Origin of the sequence: uncultured Flavobacterium sp. (genome assembly GCF_951805225.1) — a bacterium.
GTDB lineage: Bacteria > Bacteroidota > Bacteroidia > Flavobacteriales > Flavobacteriaceae > Flavobacterium.
In genome coordinates this window covers 1,386,789-1,403,999 of record NZ_OX638201.1, presented here as the reverse complement: position 1 = coordinate 1,403,999, position 17,211 = coordinate 1,386,789, and the positions used below count along the sequence as shown (strand labels likewise).

Annotated in this window: 20 protein-coding genes; 8 read left to right on the top strand and 12 right to left on the bottom strand. The window is 32.9% G+C overall.

The features are described from left to right. Positions 1-8 precede the first annotated feature (8 nt). From WN975_RS05975 to WN975_RS05940, 8 genes are all read right to left on the bottom strand, one after another. A complete protein-coding gene (locus tag WN975_RS05975) occupies positions 9-860 on the bottom strand; it encodes a substrate-binding domain-containing protein (RefSeq protein ID WP_337965697.1) in 852 nt (283 codons plus the stop codon). Between the two features lie 64 nt (positions 861-924). Then, positions 925-1,398: a DUF4265 domain-containing protein gene (locus WN975_RS05970; RefSeq protein ID WP_337965696.1), complete on the bottom strand. Its 474-nt coding sequence runs from the start codon at positions 1,396-1,398 to the stop codon at positions 925-927. A gap of 74 nt (positions 1,399-1,472) precedes the next feature. Then, positions 1,473-1,865, bottom strand: coding sequence for a VOC family protein (locus tag WN975_RS05965; protein WP_337965695.1), 393 nt, complete (start codon positions 1,863-1,865; stop codon positions 1,473-1,475). 4 nt (positions 1,866-1,869) lie between these two features. Beyond that, positions 1,870-2,310: a DinB family protein gene (locus tag WN975_RS05960; protein ID WP_337965694.1), complete on the bottom strand. Its 441-nt coding sequence runs from the start codon at positions 2,308-2,310 to the stop codon at positions 1,870-1,872. Between the two features lie 26 nt (positions 2,311-2,336). Next, positions 2,337-2,585 (bottom strand): hypothetical protein, encoded by a 249-nt coding sequence (locus WN975_RS05955; RefSeq protein WP_337965693.1) that lies wholly within the window; start codon positions 2,583-2,585, stop codon positions 2,337-2,339. 75 nt (positions 2,586-2,660) lie between these two features. Further along, positions 2,661-3,530 carry a nucleoside phosphorylase gene (locus WN975_RS05950; protein ID WP_337965692.1) on the bottom strand — a complete coding sequence of 290 codons (870 nt, stop codon included), beginning with the start codon at positions 3,528-3,530 and terminating at the stop codon, positions 2,661-2,663. Positions 3,531-3,839: 309 nt separating this feature from the next. Further along, on the bottom strand, positions 3,840-4,172 hold the full coding sequence (locus WN975_RS05945) for a translation initiation factor (protein ID WP_121330827.1): 333 nt from the start codon (positions 4,170-4,172) through the stop codon (positions 3,840-3,842). A 112-nt stretch (positions 4,173-4,284) separates the two neighbouring features. Next, a complete protein-coding gene (locus tag WN975_RS05940) occupies positions 4,285-5,235 on the bottom strand; it encodes a 2-oxoglutarate and iron-dependent oxygenase domain-containing protein (protein ID WP_337965691.1) in 951 nt (316 codons plus the stop codon). A 171-nt stretch (positions 5,236-5,406) separates the two neighbouring features. Between WN975_RS05940 and WN975_RS05935 the strand changes: the two genes are divergently transcribed. The 6 genes from WN975_RS05935 to WN975_RS05910 all read left to right on the top strand — a co-directional run bounded on the left by WN975_RS05935 (position 5,407) and on the right by WN975_RS05910 (position 13,287). Next, positions 5,407-7,383, top strand: coding sequence for a dehydrogenase E1 component subunit alpha/beta (locus WN975_RS05935; RefSeq protein ID WP_337965690.1), 1,977 nt, complete (start codon positions 5,407-5,409; stop codon positions 7,381-7,383). A 68-nt stretch (positions 7,384-7,451) separates the two neighbouring features. Next, positions 7,452-9,194, top strand: a complete 1,743-nt coding sequence (locus tag WN975_RS05930; RefSeq protein ID WP_337965689.1) for a DUF885 domain-containing protein — start codon at positions 7,452-7,454, stop codon at positions 9,192-9,194. Positions 9,195-9,641: 447 nt separating this feature from the next. Beyond that, entirely contained in the window at positions 9,642-10,688 is a 1,047-nt protein-coding gene (locus WN975_RS05925) for an aldehyde reductase (RefSeq protein ID WP_337965688.1), read from the top strand. Between the two features lie 11 nt (positions 10,689-10,699). Continuing rightward, a complete protein-coding gene (locus WN975_RS05920) occupies positions 10,700-11,344 on the top strand; it encodes an NAD-dependent epimerase/dehydratase family protein (protein ID WP_337965687.1) in 645 nt (214 codons plus the stop codon). 94 nt (positions 11,345-11,438) lie between these two features. Then, the gene (locus WN975_RS05915; RefSeq protein ID WP_337965686.1) at positions 11,439-12,482 is read left to right on the top strand and encodes an MBL fold metallo-hydrolase; all 1,044 of its coding nucleotides are present in this window, start codon (positions 11,439-11,441) and stop codon (positions 12,480-12,482) included. A 13-nt stretch (positions 12,483-12,495) separates the two neighbouring features. Then, the gene (locus WN975_RS05910; protein ID WP_337965685.1) at positions 12,496-13,287 is read left to right on the top strand and encodes an AraC family transcriptional regulator; all 792 of its coding nucleotides are present in this window, start codon (positions 12,496-12,498) and stop codon (positions 13,285-13,287) included. A 207-nt stretch (positions 13,288-13,494) separates the two neighbouring features. Here the strand turns inward: WN975_RS05910 and WN975_RS05905 are convergent, their stop codons facing one another. The 4 genes from WN975_RS05905 to WN975_RS05890 all read right to left on the bottom strand — a co-directional run bounded on the left by WN975_RS05905 (position 13,495) and on the right by WN975_RS05890 (position 16,128). Then, the gene (locus tag WN975_RS05905) at positions 13,495-14,466 is read right to left on the bottom strand and encodes a zinc-binding alcohol dehydrogenase family protein (RefSeq protein WP_337965684.1); all 972 of its coding nucleotides are present in this window, start codon (positions 14,464-14,466) and stop codon (positions 13,495-13,497) included. A gap of 153 nt (positions 14,467-14,619) precedes the next feature. Further along, entirely contained in the window at positions 14,620-15,195 is a 576-nt protein-coding gene (locus WN975_RS05900; RefSeq protein ID WP_337965683.1) for a Crp/Fnr family transcriptional regulator, read from the bottom strand. A gap of 42 nt (positions 15,196-15,237) precedes the next feature. Further along, positions 15,238-15,711 (bottom strand): hypothetical protein, encoded by a 474-nt coding sequence (locus tag WN975_RS05895; protein ID WP_337965682.1) that lies wholly within the window; start codon positions 15,709-15,711, stop codon positions 15,238-15,240. A 9-nt stretch (positions 15,712-15,720) separates the two neighbouring features. Next, on the bottom strand, positions 15,721-16,128 hold the full coding sequence (locus WN975_RS05890) for a glyoxalase (RefSeq protein WP_337965681.1): 408 nt from the start codon (positions 16,126-16,128) through the stop codon (positions 15,721-15,723). A gap of 59 nt (positions 16,129-16,187) precedes the next feature. On the opposite strand from WN975_RS05890, the gene WN975_RS05885 reads away from it, so the two are divergent. Then, the gene (locus tag WN975_RS05885) at positions 16,188-16,571 is read left to right on the top strand and encodes a hotdog domain-containing protein (protein ID WP_121330838.1); all 384 of its coding nucleotides are present in this window, start codon (positions 16,188-16,190) and stop codon (positions 16,569-16,571) included. Positions 16,572-16,659: 88 nt separating this feature from the next. Beyond that, positions 16,660-17,088 carry a hypothetical protein gene (locus tag WN975_RS05880; RefSeq protein ID WP_337965680.1) on the top strand — a complete coding sequence of 143 codons (429 nt, stop codon included), beginning with the start codon at positions 16,660-16,662 and terminating at the stop codon, positions 17,086-17,088. The last annotated feature ends 123 nt before the right edge of the window (positions 17,089-17,211 follow it).

Sequence of the window (17,211 nt, the reverse complement as noted above, 5' to 3'; positions counted from 1 at the left end):
CAGTTTTTTTACAGTGCTTTTACCGTTTCAACAAAAGTACTTTTTTTATCAATAATACCTAGGTCAAATAATTGATTTTGGATTTTAATAAATGCTTTTTCGCTCAAATGTTTCTGAGACCATTGTGTAAGCTTTAACCATTCTTGAATGTCTTCTAGTTTTTGATTAAAAAGCTCTGATAAAGTTTTATCAATACCAGGAATCTGAGTAAAATCGTGGGTAGTATTATTTATAATTTCAAGAATTTTCTCAACAGTTTTTGGATTCTTTTTCAAGAATTCATCGCGAACGGTAATCACAAATGAAGGCCATGGAGTAGGGCAGTCGCCAATTCTTCTAAAAACACCTTTATCAACAAGAGGTTTCGTCATAAAACGTTCCCACATAAAATAATCAGCAGTTCCGTTTGTTAACGCTTCAACCGCGCCATCGATAGTATTAATGATTTCAAACTGTAAATTATCAGTTTCCCAGCCTTGTTCATGTGCATTTACATACGCCATTAACTGAGAGCCTGAACCTAATCTTGAAATCGCAACTTTTTTGTCTTTAAGATCATTTATAGTATGAAAATCTGATTTTTCGGCAACGTGAATCCCCCAAATTAAAGGCGATTGCACATAAATTTGAACAATTTTACTTGGATTTCCGGCAACAATATCTTTAACAATTCCTTCCGTTAGAATAACCGCTATATCAGCTTCTCCATCACGCAGCATCTGACACATTTTACCAGTACCTTCAGGAATATTTTTCCATTGCAAATCAATGTTTTCAGCTTCAAATTCGCCATTTTCGATGCATAGATGCCATGGCAAATTGAAGTGTTCGGGAACACCTACAATTTTTACAGTTTTCATTATAGTTTAAGTTTAAGTTAAGTTTGGTATGCGTATTATAAGTTTGTTTGTGTTTTATTTGGGTTTAGTTTTTTAATAAATCGGCACGGTGTTTTTCAGAAAGACAAGGTTCTGCAAATTCTATTATTGAATTTGATTCATACTCGTCCAAAATGCTTTTTACGATCGAATAATCTACTTCTTTTACAATTTCGGCAGCAAGAAAAGTATCGTTCAGGCTTTCTGATATGCAATTAATTGACTTTAATTTTTCTCTGATTATTTCTTTATCAAAACCTTCTTCTAAAATTAAAATCTGAACAATTGAATTTCCTGAGCTTTCAAGTGTTTCTCTGTGAATAAAATATTTTTCGGTCTCATCATATTCTGCACGAAAAATATCATCCGTTGCAATCAAAGGTCCAAAAAACGGAATATTATCCAATTTAAAATATCCTTTTTCTAAATCTATAATTTCAGCCCACATGGTTTCTGAAACTATTTCTTCCAGATAAGTACTGTAATATTTAAATAAGATTTTTTTGTGTGTTTCTGCCATTATATTTTTTGTAATATTTTTTAAGCTTAAGAATTAGAATCATTATCTAATTCTCAAATTGACTAATTATCTAATTAGTTAATTTCATTTATTATTGCTTTCAACGGTGATATAACAATGCGATAACCATCTGGATCGAGAAACATTTTTCCGTTTTCATTCCAGAACGGATTACTTGCAGTTACTATTGAAATGTTGTTATGTAACAGATTACTAACCAATACATCATAATCTATAATTGATTTTGGATAAAGTACAATAACATCGTCCTGATCAAAAGTATGATTGGCTTTTTCGTGTGATTTTGTAAATTCAAAATGCCAGTCTAAACCGGATTTCCCAACAAAAATACCGTCATAATTATTATGATTCTGAAAGTCTCCTAATAGTTCAAAACCTAGAATATCAACATAAAAGTTTACAATTCTTTCTAAATCATCAGTATGTCGGGCAACTCTCAAAAACATAATCTTAAGCTTTTATCTGGTTTATATGATGTTCTAAATGTTCAACATAATCTGTCATCAAAAACTTTAAATCAATTACAGAACCGTCACTTAGCACAATTTCATAATCTAAAGCTTTCTCATCAACAGATTTCATAAGTCTGACAATCTGTTTATTAAGAACAAACCACAACTGTGTCAACTCGTCAATATCCATTGTTTGATATTGGTTTAAATTTACCAAATCTATTTGACTATATGGCCTGTGTTGATAAGGTTTTTCTACATAATTTATTTCTGTAAAACGAACCAGATTATGAATTGCAGAATCAACCAAATGTCCTAAAACCTCTTTTTTAGACCATTTTCCTGGTTTTCTTTCTTCTAAAGTATTTTGATTTATTGTTGGAAAATAAGAAACATTTTCCAACAATAATCTTTCAAATTTAAGAATAGCTTCTTGCATGAATGGTTATTTTTATTGATTTCAGATCAACCTTCTATTCTATTAATTAAAAATATAAAGCTTATAAAGATGATTAGTCCGGTAAGAAAATTTTTCTGGGCTGTTGTAAAACCATTTTTATCTACCGTTTGATCTTTTTGATCTAAATAATATTCCAAATCTTTCGCGTATTTTTCTTCGACAGCAACATTAATTAACTGAAAAATGCTCCATCTAAACAAACCTCCAATCCCAAGAAAGAAAGCTTCTAATACATGTTGAAATAAATGCCACATAAATTATTTTAAAATAGCTAATTAAAATTATCTAATTATCAAATTGACTAATTATCAAATTGACTAATTATCTAATTATTGCTGAGCCAGTTTGTTCAATGTATAAGTAATCAATTCATCAACAGCTTTATAAGGATCTTCACTGAAAGTTCCTGATGCACGATTTGCAATAATAGCATTCAAAGACAAAGCATTATGTCCTAAAAGTGCAGAAAGCCCGTAAATCGCAGCCGTTTCCATTTCTAAATTAGTGATTCTTTGGTTATCAAAATTAAAATTATCCATTTTATTGTTTAATTCTTCATCTTGAATATTCAAGCGTAAAACACGTCCTTGTGGCCCGTAAAATCCTCCGGCAGTTGCAGTAATTCCTTTGAAAATCTTATCAGATTCAATGATTTTTTCCAGTTTTTCAGAACACGCAATTGCATAAGGTTTTCCTTTTCTAATATCCCAATTTGTGTGCGCAATAAATGCATCTTCGACAGCTGCATTCGAAACTTCGTCGATCAAATAGGAGCGAAGCATATTGTCTAATCCTAATCCAAATTTAGACATTACAAAACTATCCACAGGAATATCAGTTTGCAAAGAACCCGAAGTTCCAATTCTGATAATATTAAGCGAAGTCAGATTTTCTTTAGGCAAACGTGTTTCTAAATCTATGTTTACCAAAGCATCTAATTCATTCACAACAATATCAATATTGTCAGGACCAATTCCGGTTGACATTACAGATATTCTTTTTCCTTTATAGATTCCGGTTTGCGTTTTAAACTCTCTTTTTTGAGTTGAATATTCGATAGAATCAAAAAACTGAGTGATTTTTTCGACTCTGTTTTGATCTCCAACAAAAATTATATCGTGAGCAATATGTTCAGGACGAAGGTTTAAGTGGTAAACGCTTCCGTCTGGATTTAGTATTAATTCTGAGTTTTGTATCATTTTTTTAAAGGTTCTAAGTGACTGAGTTGCTAAGGTCCTGAGGTTTTCTTTGGAGACGTATAACTTTGCGTCTTTTTTTGCCCGCAGATTTAACAGATTGAACAGATTGTCACTGATTTATTTTTTTTCTTTTGAGGTTCTAAAATTTCCCGTAGAGGCGCACAGCAGTGCGTCTTTTTTTATGCCCACAGCTTTGTGATTTATTAAAGCTTCCAAATAATAATTCTTAGCGAACTTTGCGGTTAAATAGTTATAATTATTTTAAGTCTCAACAACAAACTTGAAACCTGAAAGAATTTTAAACTTTTTCTATCCTCCGACACGTTTCGTTTTAAATCCTTTTGCTTTTAGGATTTCCATTATTTTGTCTCGGTAATCGCCTTGAATGATGATTGAACTATCTTTAAAAGTTCCGCCAACGCTTAATTTGGTTTTAATTTCTTTGGCTAGAACTTTAAAATCTTCATCAGATCCTTCGTAACCTTCGATAATCGTGGTGGCTTTTCCTTTTCGTTTTTCAAATTTGCAAATCATAGGCTCTTTTTGAATGTAAAGCACATGATCTTGCTCCTGAATTTCCTCAGGCTCATTTGATTCAACATGATCCGGAAATAAGTTTTTTAATTGATCTTGTAAGTCCATAGAATTTTTATTCTGAAAATAAATTTCAATAAATATAGTTTGTAAAAATTAAATTCCAAATTCCAAAGTTAGCATTGGAATTTGGAATTTAAAAAATTGAAGCTTTAAAAGTTTATTTTTTAATTAAACCTAAATCTACTAAACGTTCATATAAATAATCTCCCGCTGTAATATCTTCGAATTTCTTAGGATTCTCAGCATCGATACAGTTTTCAAGACAATCCAGACGCATATCGCTTACCGGATGCATAAAAAACGGAACCGAATAACGAGAAGTTCCCCATAATTCTCTAGGCGGATTTACAACCTGGTGAATCGTAGATTTTAGTATGTTATTAGTATGTCTTGACAACATATCTCCAACATTAATTACTAATTCATCATCTTCAGCGATTGCATCAATCCATTCGCCATCATGATTTTGAACTTGCAATCCTTTTCCTTGAGCACCCATTAATAAGGTAATCAGGTTAATATCACCGTGAGCCGCTGCACGAATTGCGTTTTCTGGCTCAGAAGTAATTGGTGGATAATGAATTGGTCTCAAAATAGAGTTTCCTTCTTTTGCATATTGGTCAAAATAAAATTCATCTAAACCTAAGTGCAAAGCCAAAGCTCTTAATACATAAACACCTGTTTTTTCAAGCATTTGATACGCTTCTTTACCTACAACATTAAAACGAGGTAATTCTTTAACTTCAACATTGTCCGGATATTCCGAAGCATATTTTGAAGAAGCATCAACATATTGGCCAAAATGCCAAAATTCTTTCAAATCACCTTCTTTGCGTCCTTTAGCATGTTCTTTTCCAAAAGATACATAACCTCGTTGTCCGCCAATACCGGGAATTTCATAATTATGCTTAGTTTCCACTGGCAAAGCGAAAAATTTTCTAATTTCGCCATAAAGCTCGTCTACCAATTGATCATCTAAAAAGTGACCTTTTAGGGCTACGAAGCCAATGTTTTCAAATGCACTGCCGATTTCATTTACAAATTTTTGTTTACGTTTCGGGTCGTCCGAAAGGAAATCACGTAAGTCTACACTAGGAATGTTTTGCATACTTTACATTTTTATTTAAAGATAAAAGGTCAATTAAGACCTTTCAATAACAAAGGTAGAGAATATTTTATATTTGAATTTTAAAAGTTAGAATAAAATTAAAAATATCTAACAAAAAGAAATAAAAGTGTTATAATTTTCTATATTTGAAATACTTAAACAGCGGATCAAATGATTTTCTACAAACAGAACCTTTCTGATACTCAATTACTAGACTTATATAAAAAAATTCTAAAACCTCGTTTAATCGAAGACAAAATGCTGATTCTGATTCGGCAGGGAAAAGTCTCAAAATGGTTTTCCGGAATCGGGCAGGAGGCAGTTGCTGTAGGAGTTACCGCTGCATTAGAAGACAATGAATATGTTTTGCCAATGCACCGAAACTTAGGTGTTTTTACAACCAGAAACATTCCGTTGCATCGATTATTCTCGCAATGGCAAGGAAAAGCAAATGGTTTTACAAAAGGTAGAGATCGCAGTTTTCATTTTGGAACTCAGGAATACAATATTATCGGAATGATTTCGCATTTAGGCCCGCAATTAGGGATCGCAGACGGAATCGCTCTTGCCGATAAACTTCAGAATAATAAAAAAGTTACAGCTGTTTTTACTGGCGAAGGCGCTACAAGCGAAGGAGATTTTCATGAAGCATTAAATATTGCTGCCGTTTGGAAATTGCCTGTAATGTTTATCATCGAAAATAATGGTTACGGACTTTCGACTCCAACAAACGAACAATATTTCTGCGAGAATCTTGCCGATAAAGGTATTGGTTACGGAATCGAAAGCTATATTATTGATGGAAATAATATCTTGGAAGTCTACAACAAAATAATACGGTTAAAAGAGCACATGCAAAAAGATCCGCATCCGGTTTTATTGGAATTTAAAACCTTTAGAATGCGTGGGCATGAAGAGGCGAGTGGCACAAAATATGTTCCGGATGAATTAATGAAAAAGTGGGCAACGCAAGATCCTGTCGATAATTACAGAATGTTTCTTCTGGAAGAAGGCATTTTAACCGAAGAATACGACGCAGCTTTGCATGAAGAAATTAAACATGAAATCGAAGAAAATTGGGCTATTGCAAATGCCGAACCTGAAATTATTCCAACTTATAGTGAAGAATTAAACGATGTATATAAACCTTTTCAATATAAAGAAGTTAATACAGAATCAGAATCTAAAAATATTCGGTTTATAGACGCTATCAGAAACAGTTTAGACCAATCAATGCAACGCCACCAAAACCTGATTATTATGGGTCAGGATATTGCCGAATATGGCGGCGCTTTCAAAATTACAGAAGGTTTTGTTGAAACGTTTGGAAAAGAGCGCGTGCGCAATACTCCAATTTGCGAAAGCGCTGTAATATCTGCCGGAATGGGCTTATCTATTAACGGATATAAAGCAATTGTAGAAATGCAGTTTGCCGATTTTGTTTCTACAGGATTTAATCCAATTGTGAATTTATTAGCAAAATCACATTATCGCTGGGGCGAAAAAGCCGATGTTGTCGTTCGAATGCCTTGCGGCGGCGGAACTCAGGCAGGACCATTTCATTCACAGACAAATGAAGCCTGGTTTACCAAAACTCCGGGTTTAAAAGTGGTATATCCAGCGTTTCCATATGATGCAAAAGGGTTACTAAATACTTCGATAAATGATCCAAATCCCGTTTTATTTTTCGAACATAAACAATTATACAGAAGCGTTTATCAAGACGTTCCAACAGATTATTACACAATTCCGTTAGGAAAAGCGGCTTTATTAAAAGAAGGAAATGCTATAACCATAATTGCTTTTGGTGCTCCGGTACATTGGGCATTAGAAACATTAGCAAAATATCCTGAAATTGAAGCAGATTTAATCGATTTAAGAACTTTACAACCTTTAGATACTGAAACTATTTTTGCTTCGGTCAAAAAAACAGGAAAGGTCATTATTTATCAAGAAGATACTTTGTTTGGCGGAATTGCAAGTGATATTTCGGCATTAATTATGGAAGAATGTTTCGAATATCTTGACGCTCCGGTAAAAAGAGTTGCAAGTTTAGATTCGCCAATTCCGTTTACTAAAGCGCTGGAAGATCAGTTTTTACCAAAAGATCGTTTTGAGAATGTTTTATTAGATTTATTAAAATATTAGACGGAAATAGTAAATAGTTTTGCATAAACAACATTTTTTTTATCTTTAAACAATTAAAAAATTAATTTATGAAAAAACTATTCGTTTCTTTCTTCGCAATGACTTTACTTTTTTCTTGTAATAAAAGTACTAAGTCTAATGAAGATAAAGCTTTAGATCAAAAATTTGATACTTATAAAGATGGATACGTAACCGCTTTATGGAAAATTAGTCCAAATTGGGCTTCAAGTGTTGGTTATCACAAACTAGATAGTGTTTTGACTATTCCAGATGAAAATCAGAAAAAAATAACGCTTGAGTTTGTCAATGCACAATTAGATTCTTTAAAGAAATTCAATATTGATGAATTATCGGATAATAACAAAACCGATTTTCATTTGATTAAAAACCAACTCGAAAGCGATATTTTCAGCTTTACTGAATTAAAAGCAGGCGAGTGGGATCCTTCCAGTTATAATGTTTGCGGTGCTTTTGCCGAAATTTTAAATGGAAGTTACGAAACTCCAGAAATTCGTTTACGCGCTTTTAACGCAAAAATGAATAATATTCCGGCTTATTATGAAGCTGCCAAAAAGAATATTAAAAATCCAACAATTGAACATACAGAACTTGCTATAGCTCAAAACCTTGGCGGTTCAACTGTATTTCAGGATGAATTAAAAACGGCATTAGATAAAAGTAAATTAACTGATACCGAGAAAAAAGAAATGCTTGCCAAAGCTCAAGTTTCTCTAAAAGCAATTACTGATTATGCAAATTGGTTGAAAAATCTACCAAATAAAACGCCTCGTTCTTTTAGACTTGGAGCAGCTTTATATGCTAAGAAATTTAACTATGACATTCAATCAGGATATTCTTCTGATGAAATTTTTAAAATTGCAGTAGATCACAAAAAAGATTTACATGATAAAATGTTCGTTCTTGCTGATAAACTTTGGACAAAATACAAAGGAACTGAAGCAAAACCTGCTGATAAACTGGAGTTAATTCAGCAAGTAATCGACAAAATCTCATTACAACATACAACGCCAGAGAAATTTCAGTCAGAGATTGAGAAACAAATTCCTGAATTGGCGGCTTATGTAAAAGCTAAAGATTTATTGTACATCGATCCGTCAAAACCTCTTGTGGTGCGTAAAGAACCGGCTTATATGGCTGGAGTTGCCGGCGCTTCAATTTCTTCGCCTGGACCTTACGACAAAAATGCAAATACATATTATAATGTAGGAAGTATGTCTGGCTGGACTCCGGAAAATGCCGAAAGTTATTTGCGTGAATACAACAATTATATTCTTCAGATTCTTAATATTCACGAAGCAATTCCTGGACATTATGCACAATTAGTTTACAGCAATCAATCGCCAAGTATTATAAAATCTATCTTAGGAAACGGCGCTATGATTGAAGGTTGGGCAGTTTATGCTGAAAGAATGATGCTGGAAAGTGGTTATAAAAATTCTGATGAAATGTGGTTGATGTATTACAAATGGAATTTAAGAGCAACTTGCAATACGATTCTTGACATTAGCGTTCACACAAAAAATATGTCTAAAGAAGATGCATTGAAATTATTGACCAAAGAAGCTTTTCAACAACAAGCTGAAGCTGATGGAAAATGGAAACGTGTCACTTTATCTCAAGTTCAATTATGTTCTTACTTTACAGGATATACTGAGATTTATAACCTGAGAGAAGAACTTAAAAAACAAGAAGGAGACAAATTCAATCTGAAAAAATTTCATGAAAAATTCCTGAGTTTTGGAAGTGCTCCAGTAAAATACATAAAAGAATTAATGCTTTCTAAAGAATAAATTCAAAAGCCTATCAAGTGATAAACTGATAGGCTTTTTTTTAGAAGCTAATCCCGCTATCCATTTCAATCTTTTATGGCGAACCCCGCCACAAAAGGATTTTCACTTCTATCGGGGCTAGGGCAATCATTTTCATAAGAATCTTTTCGTTTAGTTTGTCATTTCGACGAAAGGAGAAATCACACATGAAACTCGACAAAGATTGGAATACTGTATTAGCAAACCCGACAGGTTTTAAAAACCTGTCGGGTTTAAACAGTGCGCAAATTCGCGTATGATTTACTTCGTTTGTTCGCTGTTGCTTAAATTCCTTCGGTCGAAATACAAATTATATAATTGAATTATTAGACATTCTTTTTTGAACTTTTAAACAAACTAAGTTTGGACTTTTAAACAAAGTTGACAATTGATTTTATAATGAAATTTGCATTATTAATTCGTATTAAAATGACAAATTCAAATAAAGATAAAATAGTTCTGGTTACAGGCGGCTCCGGTTTCGTGGGCATACATTGTATTTTGCAATTGCTCGAACAAGGCTATACAGTAAAAACAACACTTCGTTCTATGAACAGACAAGAAGAAGTGAAGAATATGTTGCGATTTGGCGGAATTTCTTCCTTCGAAAATTTGTCTTTTATAGAAACAAACCTTTCAAAAGACGATAATTGGAGCGAAGCCGTAAAAGATTGTGATTATGTTTTGCACGTTGCAACACCAATCTCGCTGGAAGTTCCAAAAGACGAAAACGATGTGATTTTACCCGCTGTCGAAGGAACTTTAAGAGTTTTGAAAGCAGCAAAACAAGCCGGCGTAAAAAGAGTTGTACTGACTTCATCTTTTGCTGCCGTTGGCTACAGCCACAATGATCCTAAAACTTTAATTACCGAAGAATCCTGGACAGACCCAACTGACAAAACACTTTCGGCGTATTTAAAATCAAAAACTCTTGCCGAAAAAGCAGCCTGGAATTATATCGCAAACGAAGGAAAAGGATTAGAACTTTCTGTAATTAATCCAATGGGGATTTTTGGACCATCTTTAGGACCGGATATCTCGAGTGGTTTTGAAGTTTTAAAACAAATGCTAGACGGATCAATGAAAGCGATTCCTAAAATTTCTTTTGGGATTGTAGACGTTCGTGATGTTGCCGATTTGCATTTGCGCGCTATGATAAATCCCGCTGCAAACGGAGAACGTTTTCTGGCATTTTCAGGAGAAATAATCTCATTGCCTGAAATCGCTCATCTTTTAAAGAATAAATTAGGAAATAAAGCCAGCAAAGTTTCAACAACAATTTTACCCAATTGGGCGGTTCGTATTATTGCTTTATTTAATAATAAAGCCAAAAATATTGTGCCACAATTGAACAGAATAAAAAATGCAAGTAATCTGAAAGCTAAAACAACTTTGGACTGGAAACCCAGAACGAGCGAGGAAGCATTATTGGCTTCTGCCGAAAGTTTATTTCAATTTGGAGGAGTAAAAATTTAATTTAAAAAGATATGAAAGTTATTATAACTGGTGCAACAGGAATGGTTGGTGAAGGCGTTTTGTTTGAATGCCTTGAAAACGACACAGTAAAAAAGGTTTTAATGGTAAACAGAAAACCATCGCCTGTAAAACACCTAAAATCAACAGAGTTAATTGTTCCAAATTTCATGGATTTAAATGCTTTTGAAGCTCAGCTTACAGGTTATGACGCTTGTTTTTATTGTGCAGGAATAAGTTCTGTTGGTATGGACGAAGCAAAATTCACACAAATAACTTATGATACAACAATAAGTTTTGCGAGTAAACTGGCTTCTTTAAACCCAAATATGGTTTTTACTTACGTTTCAGGAAGTCATACAGATAGCTCCGAAAAAGGTCGAGTAATGTGGGCGAGAGTTAAAGGAAAAACTGAAAATGATTTATTGAAATTGCCTTTTAAAAAAGCATACAATTTTAGACCGGGTTTTATGAAACCATTCAAAGGACAAAAAAATGTAAAGGCCTTTTTTAAACCGCTGATTTTCTTGTTTCCGATTTTACTTCCCACAAAATCATTAACCTTAAAACAAGTAGGACAAGCAATGATAAACTGCGTAATTCGTGGATATTCGAAAAATATACTCGAAATCGATGATATAAAAATCGCTGCAAAATAACTCTAAATGAAAAAATCCATACAAAGATTCAAGAAAATTATGATCACTTTTTTTATTATTATATTTCTGCTTGCAACTATTACATTTTTTGTACTTGCAGCTACCACAATTTGGCGAAAATCCATCCGGAAAACGACTTGTTGAAATCGAAAAATCGGCTCATTTTAAAAATGACAGATTCAATAATTTAGTCGAAAGACCAACATTATCAGAGGGATATACAATGTTAGGCGAATTATACAATGTCGTTTTTAAAGAATATCCAAGAAGAGAACCGAAAGATTCTTTGCCATCTATAAAAACAGATTTGAAAAATATTCCGCTTGATTCAAATGCACTGGTTTGGTTTGGACATTCGTCGGTTTTCATGCAGCTTGAAGGCAAAAAAATCCTGATTGATCCTGTTTTTAGCGGTAAAGCATCGCCATTACCTTGGGGAGTTCGCGCCTATAAAGGAAGCGATATTTATACTGTTGCCGATTTGCCTGAAATTGATTATTTATTCATTTCTCACGATCATTACGATCATTTAGATTATGAAACTATTATTGGCTTAAAAGACAAAGTAAAACATGTTGTTTGCGGACTTGGAGTAGGAGCACATTTTGAACGTTGGGGTTATAAACCAAAGCAAATAATCGAGAAAGATTGGAATCAAAAAATCGAATTAGATCATAACTTTACTATTTTTACAGAATCATCACATCATGAATCGGGTAGGGGATTTGTGCGTGGTAAAACCTTGTGGATGTCTTATTTGATTCAAACTCCAAGCTTAAAAATTTACATTAGCGGAGACGGAGGTTTTGATGACCGATTTAAAAAAATTGGTGAGAAATTTGGACCAATTGATTGGGCGATTTTAGAATGTGGTCAATACGACAAAGCGTGGCAATCTGTTCATAATTTGCCCGAAGAAGTTGCGCAAGCAGCCCTAGATTTAGGTGCAAAAAACATGATTCCGGTGCATAATTCAAAATTTACTTTAGGAAAACATGCTTGGGACGAACCTTTGAAAAAAATTACACAATTGTCTCTAAATAAACCTTATCGATTAGTGACGCCAATGATTGGTCAGGAAGTAGATCTGAACAATAATCAGCAGCAATTTAAGCGTTGGTGGGAAAATGTCAATTAATTTTTTGTGAATAATGAAAATTACAGAAATAAAATCATGTTATATCGGGCCTGAGATTTCGCCAGAGCAATTCATCGCTGAACATTTCTTTTTGTATCTCGCAAAAGGTACTGTTCATGGTTACGACGGCAATAAAAATTACACCTTAAAATCAGGAGATTATTGTATTGTGCGCAAAAACTATCTCGCCAGATATAACAAAGAAAAAGAGAATGAAGAATTCGAAAAAGTAGTTGTAGTTCTCGATGAACAATTTCTAAAAAAGATCAAAGACAGACATCAAATACAGGTTTCAAATTCTAAACCAACAGAAGCTTTTATAACATTCGAAAAGAATGATTTAATTCCAAATTTCATTCAGTCCTTGTCGCCTTATTATAATCAAACGGGCGATATAGACGATACATTTTCGGATATAAAGAGAGAAGAATTAGTTTTTATTCTGCTAAAGCTAAAACCAGAATTAGCTACAATTTTCTTTGATTTTACTGTTCCTGAGAAAATTAATCTAGAGAAATTCATGCTTCACAATTACAAATTCAACGTGAGTTTAGAACGTTTTGCGTATTTAACTGGCAGAAGTCTATCTTCTTTTAAAAGGGATTTTGTCAAAATATTCAATACAACACCAAGTCATTGGTTAACACAAAAACGATTGGAAGAAGCTTATTTTCTAATTGAGAAAAAAGACAAAAAACCTTCCGATATTTATCTTGATTTAGGCTTTGAAGATTTGTCTCATTTTTCGTTTGCTTTTAAAAAGTTATTTGGTTTTGCACCAAAAAAACTAATGGAACAGAAGTAATTAACCACAATCTTGTCATTTCGACGGAGGAGAAATCACAAAGATTGGGCTGATTCTAATACTCGTAAATCTTTGTCAAAGTTTTTAAACTTTGACAAAGATAAACCACACAGATTATTCTCTACAAAACAAGAAACTCAACAAAGATTGGCAAATCCGACAGGTTTTAAAAACCTGTCGGGTTTAAACGGTTAGCAAATAGGATAATTATATAATAACCACCAATCGTTGACCATCAAGAGCTTCTTTTGCCCACATTTCTTCGATATCAGCTATTTTAACTTCCTGAATATTAACCTTTAGTTTGTTTTCAGCTGCCAAAAGAAACATTTCCGGAAGTATTTCTGAGAATAATAATTTCACTTCAGCTTTAGACCAACTTCCTAAACCGGAACCAGATAATTGCAAATCTACGCTTCTTAAAATACCAGCTGATAATTGAATAGAATCGCCTGCCATTCCGCCAATATTTACGTATCTCACTTTGTTTGTGAAAGAACCATTTCCTTTTAAAGCATTAAGAATCAGTTCTGCAGGATGTCCCCACAAATAATCCAGAATAATATCGATTGGAGTAGCGGAATGAATTTCTTTAAGTTGTGCGATAAATGCTTCGTCATTTTGCTTAAGCGAAATAATCTCGTCAGCGCCTAAATCCAGAAGACTTTGAAGTGTTTTTTCGTTTCTTCCGGTTACGATTATTTTCTTTGCGCCATAATGTTTAGCAAGCTGAATCGCCATTTGTCCTGTAAAACCTGTCGCGCCATTAATCAAAACCGTTTCGCCTTCTTTTATTCCGGCTCTAAATTTTAACGCCATTGCAGATCCTGCAACCGCATTTGGCAATGAAGCCGCAATTGTATCGCTAATTCCGTCAGGTAATGGTACTAAAATGTTTTTATCGATAATCGCTTTTTCGGCAATTGTACCGCTAATTCCGCGAGCATAAACTCTTGTTCCGTTTTCGAGTAAACCAACGCCATCACTTCCAATTACAAAACCATTTTGATTGTGATTTTCTGAAGAATAATGTTTACCGCTGGCTTTTCCTTTATCGAGATTTGTAATCGCTACGGCTTTAACTGAAAGTAAAACCTGGTTTTCGTTTTGCGGAATCGGTTCTGCAAAATCTGCATATTTTGGCATTTCGCCTTTTGTATAAACTACTGCTGCTTTCATAATTATTAAATTTTATGATGCAAAGTTCGGTAGACATTTATGGGTAGACGATAACATTTGTTATCAAATGAAATTATAAACCATATAAGTTATATAAGTCCATTTAAGCTTGACTTATAATTTCTTATATAACTTATATGGTTTAAAATCTTACTATTTTTTGTGTACTAATTTACTTTTTATTCGGCTTAAATGAACTGTGGTAATTCCTAAATAAGAAGCAATATAATGTTGTGGAACTCGCTGAATGATTTGAGGTCTTTCTTCAATTAAGTTAAGATAACGCTGAGTAGGAGAGTCCTTTATAAATGAAACAAAATACTTCATATAATCGAATGTACGCTGAAAAAGCATATCTATAAAACGATCTCTCAACGCAGGAATTTCTTTTATTTCTTCGAGAATTTTATCCAAATCATTTTTAGAAATCCACCAAATTATAGAAGATTCTATAGTTTCAACAACCACGAGACTTGGCAACTTTTTCATGAAACTTTCGATAGAAGCCACGCTCTGATTTTCGAAAAAAAACTGAGTTGTCAAATCTTTTCCGTTATTATTAAACCAAACTCTTATGCAGCCTTTTTCGATAATAAAAAGCCTTTTCGAGATTTCGCCTTCTTCTAAAAGAACTGATTTTGCGGGAACTTCAAGACGCTTGAAATAGTTGGTATATTCGATCCACTTTTCATCAGTTAATGGAAATTTATTTCGGAATTGGCTAAACATTGAATTATCTATTTGAATGACACATTGATATCCATCTGATAATTAATCATCATTAGGATCAGCAGTTCTCATTGCTAAAACATGAATTAAAATTTTATTAAGAAAACTAGCATTTTGATCTTCTATAATCACGATCATTTTTGATGGATGATATTTTACATTATGCTTTATCTGAGCAACTTTAACATCTTCATAAATATAATAGTAATTCCAGTAAAACGATATAATTCTATGATTATACCGTTTTATTAAGGTTTTATTTTTGCTAAAATAAATATGACCAACATCAATCCATTCGATAGGATCTATGAAATCATTATTCTGAAATAATATCTTATAATGGTTTGTGAAAATTAAATCTGAAATTTTTAATTCTAAAACCAAAATATCATCGTTACTGAATACTTTTATATTTCTGCTAAAAAGATTGTGATTTACTGTTGAATAAAATAATAATTCCTCATTATTATACGCTTCTAAACCTCCTTTTTTAGCATAACGAATATCTATTTCCATCTAGAATATTTAGTTCGAATTCGATTCTAATTCAAACAATTGAACCTGACTTTTCAATCTTTCGATTAATAAATTCATCATTCTTTTATTTAAGCTTGACGAGTTTTGAATATAATTTTCATATTCTTCAATTGTAAAAAGCGCCATGACAATTCCTTTAAGGGAATTTCTGAACTTAATGTCTTTTTGAATGGAATTTTCGATAACCTGAAGTTTTTTCTCAACTGTATAAGAATAGAAATCGGCCTTGTTTTTATTTACATAGTTTATAAAAACGGCAATAAACAAATCGTTTTGAAGTTTTAAAATTGGTCTAATCGTTTGATTTTGAAACAACTCATCTGGTGAAGATTGAGCGCTTACAGTTCCTAAAGTTTCTCCTCTGAATTCTCTTAAAAAAGCATCTCTATCTTCCATGTTTTTTCTTTAAATTTAGAAAAAATTCCAATACAAAAACTTTTATTTAAACTAAAATTATGCGATTTCATACCAGAAAATGGGTTAAACCCGAAGATTTAAATCCAAACGGAACTTTATTTGGCGGAAAATTATTGGCCTGGATCGACGAAGAACTGGCGTTGTACACGATTATTCAATTAGAAAACACCAGAATAGTAACGAAATACATGTCTGAGATTAATTTTAAGAGTTCGGCGAGACAAGGCGATATTGTCGAAATTGGAATTGATGTTGTGAAATTCGGAAATACTTCTTTAGTTTTAACTTGTGCTGTTCGAAATATGATGACTCGCGAAATCATTATTACAATCGATCAAACTACAATGGTTAATCTTGACGAAAACGGAAAACCAAAAGCGCACGGAAAAACTCAAATCGAATTCGTAAAAGATCGTTTATAATTTATTCACCATATAAGTTATTTAAGTAATTATAAGTCTAGCTAAAATGAACTTACATAACTTAAATGGTTAAAAATCCTTCTCAAAAATGACTAAAAAAATTATACTGGTTTCTTTGTCGATTATGTTTCTGATTTCCTGCAATAATAAGGAAGATAAAAGTCAATATAATCAGGTTATGTATCGCGCTATACATAATAAAGATACCGCTATTTTGAACCTGAATATAAACGACAAACGCTTTTACGGACGTTATGAAATCTCGTATTATAAAACCGGTAAAGATTCCGGAGATGTTAGGGGAGATATAAAAGGCGATACGCTACGAGGTGATTTTCATTATATATCGAATGGAGGAAGCTGGAAAAGAACTCCGATTGCAATCTTGAAAAAAGAAAACAAACTTTTTCTGGGAAAAGGAGTAATTGGAACTTATTTTAATCTTCCGCTTTTTATGCCGGATCAACCGATAGAATATAATAAAGCTGAGTTTGTTTTTGAGGAAGTTAAAAAATAGTTTCAGGTTTTCTTTGTTTCAGGTTTCAGGTTGCTTGACTTTGAGCATAATTTAACCGCAAAGTTCGCAAAGTTTTTATTCGCAAAGAGCGCAAGGCAATACTTTGCGTTCATAGCGTAAAAC

Bases quoted from the DNA above. Each gene is read 5' to 3' on its own strand.
- WN975_RS05885 (WP_121330838.1), top strand. From the start codon at position 16,188: ATGCGATTTCATACCAGAAAATGGGTTAAACCCGAAGATTTAAATCCA.
- WN975_RS05935 (WP_337965690.1), top strand. From the start codon at position 5,407: ATGATTTTCTACAAACAGAACCTTTCTGATACTCAATTACTAGACTTA.
- WN975_RS05920 (WP_337965687.1), top strand. From the start codon at position 10,700: ATGAAAGTTATTATAACTGGTGCAACAGGAATGGTTGGTGAAGGCGTT.
- WN975_RS05950 (WP_337965692.1), bottom strand. From the start codon at position 3,530: ATGATACAAAACTCAGAATTAATACTAAATCCAGACGGAAGCGTTTAC.
- WN975_RS05905 (WP_337965684.1), bottom strand. From the start codon at position 14,466: ATGAAAGCAGCAGTAGTTTATACAAAAGGCGAAATGCCAAAATATGCA.
- WN975_RS05955 (WP_337965693.1), bottom strand. From the start codon at position 2,585: ATGTGGCATTTATTTCAACATGTATTAGAAGCTTTCTTTCTTGGGATT.
- WN975_RS05880 (WP_337965680.1), top strand. From the start codon at position 16,660: ATGACTAAAAAAATTATACTGGTTTCTTTGTCGATTATGTTTCTGATT.
- WN975_RS05890 (WP_337965681.1), bottom strand. From the start codon at position 16,128: ATGGAAGATAGAGATGCTTTTTTAAGAGAATTCAGAGGAGAAACTTTA.
- WN975_RS05930 (WP_337965689.1), top strand. From the start codon at position 7,452: ATGAAAAAACTATTCGTTTCTTTCTTCGCAATGACTTTACTTTTTTCT.
- WN975_RS05965 (WP_337965695.1), bottom strand. From the start codon at position 1,865: ATGTTTTTGAGAGTTGCCCGACATACTGATGATTTAGAAAGAATTGTA.
- WN975_RS05940 (WP_337965691.1), bottom strand. From the start codon at position 5,235: ATGCAAAACATTCCTAGTGTAGACTTACGTGATTTCCTTTCGGACGAC.
- WN975_RS05945 (WP_121330827.1), bottom strand. From the start codon at position 4,172: ATGGACTTACAAGATCAATTAAAAAACTTATTTCCGGATCATGTTGAA.
- WN975_RS05925 (WP_337965688.1), top strand. From the start codon at position 9,642: ATGACAAATTCAAATAAAGATAAAATAGTTCTGGTTACAGGCGGCTCC.
- WN975_RS05895 (WP_337965682.1), bottom strand. From the start codon at position 15,711: ATGGAAATAGATATTCGTTATGCTAAAAAAGGAGGTTTAGAAGCGTAT.
- WN975_RS05960 (WP_337965694.1), bottom strand. From the start codon at position 2,310: ATGCAAGAAGCTATTCTTAAATTTGAAAGATTATTGTTGGAAAATGTT.
- WN975_RS05975 (WP_337965697.1), bottom strand. From the start codon at position 860: ATGAAAACTGTAAAAATTGTAGGTGTTCCCGAACACTTCAATTTGCCA.
- WN975_RS05900 (WP_337965683.1), bottom strand. From the start codon at position 15,195: ATGTTTAGCCAATTCCGAAATAAATTTCCATTAACTGATGAAAAGTGG.
- WN975_RS05910 (WP_337965685.1), top strand. From the start codon at position 12,496: ATGAAAATTACAGAAATAAAATCATGTTATATCGGGCCTGAGATTTCG.
- WN975_RS05970 (WP_337965696.1), bottom strand. From the start codon at position 1,398: ATGGCAGAAACACACAAAAAAATCTTATTTAAATATTACAGTACTTAT.